Source organism: Zymomonas mobilis subsp. mobilis ATCC 10988 (assembly GCF_000175255.2).
Taxonomy (GTDB): Bacteria; Pseudomonadota; Alphaproteobacteria; order Sphingomonadales; family Sphingomonadaceae; genus Zymomonas; species Zymomonas mobilis.
The window spans coordinates 1-4,023 of record NC_017182.1; the positions used below are offsets into that span (position 1 = coordinate 1).

At 37.6% G+C, this 4,023-nt stretch carries 4 protein-coding genes; 2 read left to right on the forward strand and 2 right to left on the reverse strand.

Translation table 11 applies throughout. From position 1 onward, the window contains the following. The first annotated feature begins 306 nt into the window (after nt 1-306). On the forward strand, nt 307-432 hold the full coding sequence (locus tag ZMOB_RS10515; protein ID WP_282553786.1) for a hypothetical protein: 126 nt from the start codon (nt 307-309) through the stop codon (nt 430-432). Between the two features lie 178 nt (nt 433-610). Here the strand turns inward: ZMOB_RS10515 and ZMOB_RS10615 are convergent, their stop codons facing one another. Together ZMOB_RS10615 and ZMOB_RS09650 are read right to left on the reverse strand one after the other, a co-directional pair. Continuing rightward, complete coding sequence (locus ZMOB_RS10615) at nt 611-838, reverse strand: plasmid mobilization protein (RefSeq protein ID WP_427926895.1); 228 nt, start codon at nt 836-838, stop codon at nt 611-613. Nucleotides 839-1,325: 487 nt separating this feature from the next. After that, complete coding sequence (locus tag ZMOB_RS09650; protein ID WP_014466438.1) at nt 1,326-2,450, reverse strand: helix-turn-helix domain-containing protein; 1,125 nt, start codon at nt 2,448-2,450, stop codon at nt 1,326-1,328. Nucleotides 2,451-3,326: 876 nt separating this feature from the next. Here ZMOB_RS09650 and ZMOB_RS09655 point away from each other — a divergent pair. Then, on the forward strand, nt 3,327-3,821 hold the full coding sequence (locus ZMOB_RS09655; RefSeq protein ID WP_014466439.1) for a type III toxin-antitoxin system ToxN/AbiQ family toxin: 495 nt from the start codon (nt 3,327-3,329) through the stop codon (nt 3,819-3,821). Nucleotides 3,822-4,023 lie beyond the last annotated feature (202 nt).

Genomic DNA, 4,023 nt, shown 5'->3' on the forward strand with positions numbered 1-4,023 from the left:
GATCACGTGGACTTGGACGTGGAAGATCACGTGGACTTGGATGTGGAAGATCACGCGGACTTGGATGTGGAAGATCACGCGGATTTGGATAATTTAATAAGACATCAGATTTCATCTGATCACTTTCTATTTATAAATTAAAAGACAGGTATTTTTTAAAGAAAGATTCCTAATTAGTAAAAGTCAATTTATTATGAAAAAAACCAAATCTTATTATTGGTTTTTTTCATAATAAATTGCATATTGTATTTTAGATTTTCTTCCTTTTATTAAAGTTGGTATTTAAATTTTAAAAAGGAATTATTTATGACGACAGGAAAAAAACCAGCATCAGAATCATCAAAAATTTTGAGAGATCCGAAGAGCACAAAAACAGAAAAAAGCGTTGCTGGTTCAGATCTTTCTCAAAGAAAACCAAAACCAAAAAAGTAAAATATAACTAATCAGGTGTAATTATAATTACACCTGATTAAATTATGTCCAAATATAAAAAAGCAAAAGATACGGCTACAGCTTTGCTATAGATTTTTTCCCAAAAGGGTGGCTATTTTCCCTTTGCCGGAATAATTTTTCTTAACTACTCAACAAGATCACCTCGGAGATAAGCTACTTACAAAAAGGTGTCTTGTTCAATTCGGCTAGGCGGATTGTGACCTAGTGCCAATTCTCGAAGAAGGGTTGATACTGGCAAGCGAACTTTTTCTGCTGTCCTCTTAATCTGATCGTATTCCTCTATAGTCATTCTGACTGGAACAGATTTCTGCGCCCTCGGTCCGACATTTTTATTCCGTTGAGCCAAAGGCGAGTAAGGTTTGTTGCCCCATGTGGGGCAACCCATCTTGCCTTCAAAAGGGGAGAAATTTGGTTACATTTAGTTTCATTCTAGTTCAGCCTTTATTCTATGTAATTAAATGAACTTAAGTGACCTTAATTAAAACTAAATGTAACTAAATGAAGCAAAATCAAATAGGATAGGTTCAAAATGGTAAGAAATCGGCGCGGCATGGTAAAAGTAAGATTTTTTGCCCGAAAAGATTTTATTTTTAGGAAATTAGAAAAGGGTTATTCCCGCCAGATGATCTTTGACGAGATCGGTAAAGAACTGGACTGCACCTATGAATGGTTTTGCCGGTTAATAAAAAAGATAGAGACAGGAACGCTATAATTGAATGAGAAAGAAGGAAACTTCATTCCCCTTTCTAAAAAAATATGCGTTTAATCGTCCGTAGAGTAGCGTAAGAAGCCCAATTTCTTTTTCGCCTAGCCTGTGAGCGAAGCGAACAGCTTTCTGTCTTCTAAGCGTGTTTGAAAGCTTTTGGGTATAATTATGGCTTCATCTGTCGGGTTTTAATCAACAGCTGTGCTATTTCGTCTGGAGAAAGAGGCATCCAGCCGAGTTTTTTTCTTTTTTTGCGGTGTTCAAGGATAGCTGCGTTTTGATCTGTCCGAAACTTTCTATCGTAAAGAGCTAAAAGGAACGGATCAGTTTGGTCTTTTCGGGTTTTAGAGGTCTCCAGAGCGTTATTATATAAATAATTATAACTATATAGAGTATCAAAATTGAACTCTCGTAAAAATCCCGAATTTTGGGGCTTTTTCAAGGGTCGGTCAGGCGGTGTTTTGCGCTCTTTTCTCTCCCCTTTTTCTGTCTCTCCCAGGATTACTTCCGCAAACTCTTTTACGGGCAAACTTTCCAGCATTTTTTCCGTTGTTGCCGCCTCATTTTCTTGAGCATGAGAAAAATCATCGGGCAGGGGAATATGTCTGCGCTGCATGACATGCAAAAAGGCCTGTTTCGCTATTTCAGGCCAAGAGGCCGGAGATAAAAAGCCGTAAGCATTGCTGGTTTGCCTCCGCTGAGGGCGGGCATCTTCCTTTTTAATTCTGATTGATCGCCGTATCCAACGAAGGAATCCTTGCTCTTTTAGCTGCCTCAATAATCGGACAACGGTCGCACGAGCAAAACCAACTTTTTCAGAAATAGTCTCAAGAGTCGGTTCTAAACGACCTGTTCTAAAGTCAGCCATCCGAAACAGCATCTTTAGCAAACGAACCGCTTTATCACTTAAAGCCCGTGTCTTGATCGAATACTGATCGACAGCTTCAAGATAGGCACCAATATGATCTTTATTGATAGCTTTCCAAACGAGATGTTCACGTTCGCCCACTTCATAAGAATTTCTATGAACGGGGTCTAATGGCTTCAATCTGATTTCTGCACGTTCCAGTGGGTCAAGAAATCTGGCTTGGGCGGTTTTATGGGCAATGTCTGCCGCAGATTCAGCATCTAAACCACTTTTGACAAGCTGACGAAAATAGTCATTCTCATCAAATTCAGGCTGTGGCGGTTGTTCGTTATAACTTCGGAAAACTAATTTATCCGTTGTTGCGCTAGTATCCTCTTGGGACTGAAGCTGCTGGATAAGATTAGAAGCACTTACTTTTATCATTTTCCTGTCCTCTCTATGGACAGGGCTAGATTTCACTACACAATTTTTTACCTCTTTAGAGGCTTGCGTATTCCTGCAACAATCATTAGAATCAACATTGCTTTTTATTGGTATGTCGGTTCTAGTAACCGTTACATTTCAAAATCAAAACGTCTGGTTGTTTCCTGCAACCGGACGTTTTTTTTGCCCTGAAAGTATTTCAAAACTGGTTGAAAATTTACGCTTATTTTGCGCTTCAAAGCAAGCAAAAATAGAATAGAATTCTAAAGGTTTCTCTTTCTGATTTTCTACCAGAAATATTTAACAGGTTAAGCTCGTCTTAAAAACGTATATTTATAAGCTGTATATTGAGCATCTTCGATGCGAATAAATCAAGTGAAGGACTAGTCCTTCACCTAACCTGCCCCTCATTTTTCCTGTTTTTTTTCAAGATTCTTGAAAGCCGATCTTTCAATCTTTTAAAATTTAAAAAAATAGTTTTAAATCTTTAAAAATATTGAGGTTAATCAAAAAAAGATTATTATTTTCAATGGGTTATATTGTAGATATCAGGACATAGAGGTAATCTTTTTAAAACCCTCGTTGACCTTGACCTGACTGATAACTGTCAACCATAAAAACACATAATTTTAGTCAAAATCACCGATAAACTGATATCCTACACTATTACTATCTCGGCTCAGTAATCGCTGTCGGAAATAGCAAGCACGCGGAAAACAAATGCTATTATCCTTCGTTGACAAGCGTCAGAATAATACTTAAATTGCTTTGTAAGGTGTCTCACTACCTTAAATGTGGGGGTGAAAATAGGCGCTCCACTGCCTTAATGTGGGTCAGGGGTAGTTGAAAAACTGCCCCTTTTATATTGGGTCATCTATGTCTATTGGCTTTTATCGGGTTGACGATAATTATATAAATTTCTTGAAAGAAATAGATTCTCGTATTCGAGACCCCAAAGACAATAAGCGGGCATATGTCGGTATTATTCTAAGCGTTTCTGGTACAGATTTCCTTGCGCCCTTAACTTCATACAAAAGTAAGCAAGATAAAATAAGACCATCGACTTTGACGGTTTTTAAACTGCATGAGAAAAACAAACCTGATAATAAGCTAGGGATGATTCAACTGGGGTATATGTTCCCTATCCTACCCTCGATTGCCACAAAAATAGATTATTCAAACCAAGCGATAAAATATAATCGGCTGTTAGCTACTCAATATGAATTTATTCGGAGTGAACAGGACAAAATTAAAGCACGAGCAGAAAGGCTTTATGAGCATGTGCTTACCTGTTCTAATCCAAATGACTTCTATCTAAAATTTTCATGTGACTTTTTGGCTCTTCTTAAACAATTCCGAGCATTTTTTTAAAAATAGCAAGCCAATAGAAAAGACATGATGAGTTAGTTCTCGTTCAGTAAGGAAATCGACAAAGTTTAGCGGATATAAAATGAAGCTATTTATACCCGCTAACGGTTAGTCCGTCTTCTATGCCGGAAAACGCCTGATTTATGGTTAAAAAATTTCTAAGAATAATTTGGACGTGGAAGATCACGTGGACTTGGACGTGGAA